Source organism: Bacillus cereus group sp. MYBK216-1, assembly GCF_051916495.1.
GTDB classification, from domain to species: domain Bacteria; phylum Bacillota; class Bacilli; order Bacillales; family Bacillaceae_G; genus Bacillus_A; species Bacillus_A thuringiensis_K.
This window is the reverse complement of the sequence record NZ_JBQAGT010000034.1, coordinates 1-6,283: the sequence shown is the minus strand read 5'-3', so window position 1 is coordinate 6,283 and position 6,283 is coordinate 1. Positions and strand designations below refer to the sequence as shown.

The following is a 6,283-nucleotide window of genomic DNA, read 5'->3' as shown; positions in this document are numbered from 1 at the left end:
GCTGTAGTATGTGATAATGAAAAATTGACATACAGGGAATTGAATGAAAAATCGAATAGTTTAGCTAGAGTATTAATAAAAAATGGTGTAAAAAAAGAGTCCATTGTGGGGATTTTAGCAGAAAAATCTTTAGAAATGATTGTAGGGATTTTAGGGATACTAAAGGCTGGGGGAGCATTTCTTCCGATAGATCCCCGATATCCTAATAAAAGGATTAACTATATGCTGGAAGATAGTCGTTCGGAGATTCTTTTAGTACAAAATAGAAGAATAAATGAAATCGATTTTAAAGGGCATATTATTAATTTAGATAATAGTAGTCTGTACGTTGAGGAACAACGAAATTTAGGGATGGTAAATAGAGGAAATAACCTAGCTTATGTAATTTACACTTCTGGAACTACGGGAAGACCAAAAGGGGTATTAGTTAATCATCTTGGAATAAGCAATTTAAAGAGTGTGTTTGAAAATGATATGAAAATAAAAGAAGATGATAAAATTATCCAATTTGCTAGCATTTCATTTGATGCATCGGTTTGGGAAATAAGTATGGCTCTTTTAAACGGAGCGGAATTACATATTTTGTCAGATGAAATAATTAATAATTACATTAGTTTTGTTGAATATGTTAATAAAAAAGAGATAACTGTAGCAACTTTACCGCCAGTGTATGTAAATAATATAGATATAGGTGAAATTAAAACACTGAGATTATTAGTGACAGCAGGTTCAAAAATAAACAAAAAATTATTAGGAAAGATTGCTACTAAAATAGAATATATAAATGCATACGGACCAACGGAAACAACAATTTGCTCCACTATATGGAAATATAAGGATAATTCAGCGGAATTATATACAGTGCCAATTGGTAAGCCTATTAGAAATTTAAAAGCATATATAGTTGGTAAGAATAAAGAGCTACTCCCGATAGGAGTACCAGGAGAATTGTGCATCTCGGGAGGGAGTTTGGCGAGAGGATACTTAAATAAAGAAGAATTGACCAATGAGACATTTATAGATAATCCGTTTGAGCCTAGAACAAAAATGTATAGAACTGGGGATTTAGCAAGATGGATGCCTGATGGAAATATAGAGTATTTAGGAAGAATAGATAATCAGGTCAAAATAAGGGGTTATAGAATTGAAATAGGGGAGATAGAGAACCAGTTATTAAAATTGGAAGGAATAAAGGAAGCTGTTATTGTAGATAAAAGTAATGAGGATGGTGAAAAATACCTTTGTGCGTATGTGACTGCGGAAGGAAAGGTGTTTGCTGATTCTCTGAGAGAAAAATTGACTCAAATACTACCAGCCTACATGATTCCTAGCTTTATCATTCAAATAGATCAGTTTCCCCTAACTCCAAATGGAAAAATAGACAGGGAAGCGCTTACTAAGATAAAAGAAATTAAACAGTCAGATGTAAATTATGAAGCACCACGAACCGATGTTGAAGAGGTTTTAGTAAGGGTTTGGACCGAGGTTCTTCAAATTGAACATATTGGAATTTCTGATAACTATTACGAATTAGGTGGCGATTCAATCAAGTCTATTTTGATTGTATCAAGGCTACAAAAGTATAATCTGAGTCTTGAAGTACAAGACATACTACAACATCCAAAAATTAAGGAAGTTAGTAAATATGTGAAAAAATATAATAGCGAAATAAGTCAGGAGCCAGTTGAAGGAAAAGTAGAACTATCTCCAATACAACATTGGTTTTTGGAAAATGAATTTTCACATGTAAATCATTTTAATCAAGCATTCATGTTTCATATTAAAGAAGGTATTAATGAAAAAACATTAATAAAAGCATTCGAGAATATTATTAAACATCATGATGTTTTTAGAATGATGTATATAAAAGAAAAGGATGTAATGAAACAAGAGAATAGAGGATTAAAAGCTATTAAAGATGCTTTTACATTAGATACTTATGATTTAACTGATGATAAGGACTATATAAATACTATTAATATGTTGGTTGATCAAATCCAACAAGGAATGGATCTTGAAAATGGGATTTTAATAAAGTTAGGCTTATTCAAAACAGTCGATGGCGATTATTTACTCATGTCTGTTCATCATATGGTTATTGATGGAGTATCTTGGAGAATTCTTCTTGAGGATTTAGAGAAAATTTATAGGTTTGTGGAAAACGATGAGGAAATTATAGTTCCAACAAAAACTACATCTTACAAAGAGTGGACTCGAAAACTGATGGAGTTTGCGAATGGTGAAGAAATTAAGAAGGAACTCGATTATTGGATTGATGTAGAAAAAACAGAAGTTGCTGAAATTCCAAGGGATTTTAAAAAGAGTGAAAGTACTTTTGGAGAAAGTAAAACTATCACGGTTAATATTACCCGAGAATTAACAGAAAAGCTGTTAAGGAAGGCAAATACGGCGTATCATACTCAAATAAATGACCTTTTACTTTGTTCATTGGCAATGGCAATAGAGGCATGGTCTGGTAATAATAAAATTTTAATTAGTCTTGAGGGGCATGGAAGAGAGAACATTTTAAAGGATGTTTTAATAGATAGGACGATAGGTTGGTTTACATCGTTATATCCAGTGATTTTAGATGTAAAGCACAATGAAGATATTGCATACTGTATAAAAAAGACAAAAGAGTATTTGAGAAGGATACCCAATAAGGGAATTGGATATGGAATACTGAAGTATTTGACTGCTCTGGAAAATAAGAAAAATATGCACTTTAAATTAAAACCAGAAATTGGATTTAACTATCTTGGAGAATTTACTGAACATAATCAAGAAATCTTTTGTTATTCAGAGTTATCCAGTGGTACGAGTGTTTCTTTATCTAACAAAAAATTGAACCCAATCGAAATTAATGGATGGGTTATTAAGGGTCAATTAAACTTAGAATTTAACTATAGTACTAAAGAATTTAAAGATGAAACAATTGAAAAATTAACAGAATTATATATAGATAAATTAGTTAGTGTTATAGAACATTGTGAGCATAAGGAATATCCAGAAAAAACACCATCTGATTATGGGGATAAAGATTTATCCATTGAGGATCTAAATAAAATATTATTTAGTGGAAAAGAAATTGAGAAAATACACTCTCTTACACCTATGCAAAATGGAATGCTCTATCATTCATTACTTGATCCCTATTCACAGGCGTATTTTGAACAGATTATTTTTTCTTTGGAAGGAAAACTTGATATTCAAAAATTAAATCAAGCATTTAATATGCTTATAGAAAAATATGAGATATTAAGGACTGCATTTTTTTATAAGGATATAAGCATGTTTAAGCAAACAGTATTAAGAGAGAGAAACGTAACGATACATTATGAGGATATAAGTAAATTTAAAGAGGTGGATAAAGAAGATTATATAGAATGTTTGAAATATAAAGATAGAAATAATAGGTTTAACTTAACAAATGACTGTTTAATAAGGGTATTTATTATTAAAGAACATAGTGACAAATACAAACTGTTGTTCAGTTTTCATCATATTATTATGGACGGTTGGTGTATGAGTTTATTGATGAATGACATAATAAATATTTATAAATCATTATGCCGAGATGAAAAAATAAAACTTGGACAAACTGAACCGTATAGTAACTACTTAAAGTGGCTGGATAATCAGGATGCAGATTCAGCATTAGACTATTGGAGGGATTATCTTAATGAATATGAGCAAGAAGTTGAAATTCCAAGGTTCAACTAAAGAAGATGGTTTCAAAAATAGAAAGGAAACCTTTATAGTTAATGAAAGCGTAACATCTAACCTAAAAACTGTATCTGAAAATAATCATATCACCTTGAGTGCACTTATCCAAACTGCGTGGGGAGTTGTTTTACAGAAGTATAACAATGTGAACGATGTTGTATTTGGGGCGGTGATCTCCGGAAGACAATGTAAAGTTGAAGGCATAGAAAGAATGGTAGGATTATGTATAAATGCTATTCCTCTAAGAGTTAAAGGGGAAAATGATACAAATTTCATTACATTAGCCAAGCAAATTAACAATGATGTTATTAAAGCAAATACATCATATGGATATAGTTCTTTAGCAGATATACAAGCTTTGACAAAGATGAAGGGGAAGTTGATTAATCATATATTAGTTTATGAAAATTATCCAATGGATGAAAGTTTAAAGAGTTTTAATAATAAAAGTCATGCTGAGTTACAAGTGACAGATATGGAAGTCTTTGAACAAACAAATTATGATTTTGGAATTGTAATCATACCTGGAGAAAAAATTAAAATTGAAATTACATATAACAATTATGTTTACAATGAAGAAATAATAGATTTCATGGGAAGGAACTTGTGTCATACGTTGCTTCAAGTAGCAAATGATCCTGTGTGTAAATTGGGGGAAATAAGCGTAGTAAATGAAGAAGAGAAAAATAAGGTATTGAATGAATTTAATAAGCAAACACCTCATTACCCTGTGAATAAAAGTATACAAGAACTTTTTCAAGAGCGGGTGGAGAAAGCACCGAATGATGTAGCTTTAGTATTTGAAAATAAAGAGCTAACTTACAAGGAGTTAAATGAAAAGGCAAATAAATTAGCAAGGTTGTTAATTGAAAAAGGGATAGGAAAGAATAGTATTATTGCTTTGATGGTAGAGCCATCTGATTATTTGATAATTGGAATACTTGGGATTCTAAAGACGGGGAGTGCTTTTTTACCTATTGATAATGAAATTCCAAAGAGCAGAATAGAGCATATTCTAAAAGATAGTCAAGCAAGTATGATACTTTCAAATTCAAATTTGTTTGAAGATGGAGAAACCTATATTGAATATCTAGATGTCACGGATGAGTCATTATACGCTAAGCAAGGTTCTAAAAATTTAGAAACACATTATGATTTGGAGTCAGAAGTATATGTTATATATACTTCTGGAACTTCGGGTGTTCCTAAAGGCGTTAGTATAAAACATAAATCATTAATCAATTATGTGTTATGGGCCTGTGAACAACTCAAATTAGACTCTGTAAGTCGATCTTTAGTGACTTCAAAGTATAGTTTTGATTTGTGTTATACCAGTATATTTCCAATTTTAATGTGTGGAGGACAAATTCATATAATCAATAAAGGTATATATCTTGATCCTATATCTTTAATTAAATATATAGAAATGAAAAAAATAAGTTATTTAAAAATAACACCTACTCTATTTTCAACATTAATGGATTATTCTCATTTGCTTAAGTCATGTGTTGATTTGAATATAATTATATTAGGTGGAGAAAATATAAATATTAGTAATGTTAAAAAGATAGCTGAAGAGTGTCCATGGATCGCGTTTATTAATCATTATGGTCCGACTGAATGTACAATAGGATGTATTGCACATTATATTGATTTGGCTCAAATTCAGCATTGTGAATCATATAATAAAATCGGAAAGCCGATAAATAATACAAAAATTTATATTGTTAACTCATTAAATGATATTGTTCCAATTGGTGTAGTAGGAGAAATATGCGTTAGTGGAATGGGATTAGCCAAGGGTTATTATAATAATCACAACTTAACCAATGAGAAATTTATAGATAATCCTTTTGATAAAGGAACAAAAATGTATAAAACAGGTGATCTTGGTAGATGGTTACCTGATGGGCATATAGAGTATTTAGGAAGAATTGATAATCAGGTTAAGATAAGGGGATTTAGGGTTGAGACAGGGGAAATAGAAAATCATCTATTGAAATTAGACGGAATAAAAGAAGCTATTGTTGTAGATAAAATAGATGAAAATGAGAGTACATATCTTTGTGCGTATGTGACTACTGAGAAAGAGGTAATTGTTAATACTTTGAAGAAAGAGCTAGTTCAATTACTTCCAGGTTATATGATTCCAAGCTTCATCATAAAAATTGATGAATTACCAATAACGCCTAATGGGAAAATAGATAGAAAAGCATTACCTGATCCTGATCTAAGTTATGTTACGGAATCTCAATATGAGGGACCAAGAAATGATGTAGAAGAAAAACTTGTAACTATATGGGAAAAGCTGTTGGGGAGAGAGCGAATAGGTATAAATAATGATTTCTTTGATTTAGGAGGTCATTCTTTGAAGGCAGCTTTTACAATCTCTCATATTAGAAAAGAATTGGGTGTAGAAGTAAGAATCAAGGAACTGCTTGAAAATTCTACAATAAAACAGTTAAGCGAACTTATACAAAAGAAAGATAAAAAACATTATACGATAATAAATAAAGCGGAAAATAAAAAATATTATAAAGCATCTTCGGCAGAAAAA

Annotated in this window: 2 protein-coding genes; both read left to right on the top strand. The window is 30.5% G+C overall.

Annotation, left to right across the window (positions count from 1 at the left end; genetic code table 11):
• A partial coding sequence (locus ACTFRH_RS30770) for an amino acid adenylation domain-containing protein (protein WP_440048908.1) occupies window positions 1-3,723 on the top strand: 3,723 nt, incomplete at its 5' end.
• A partial coding sequence (locus tag ACTFRH_RS30765) for a non-ribosomal peptide synthetase (protein WP_440048907.1) occupies window positions 3,683-6,283 on the top strand: 2,601 nt, incomplete at its 3' end. The genes ACTFRH_RS30770 and ACTFRH_RS30765, both read left to right, overlap by 41 nt.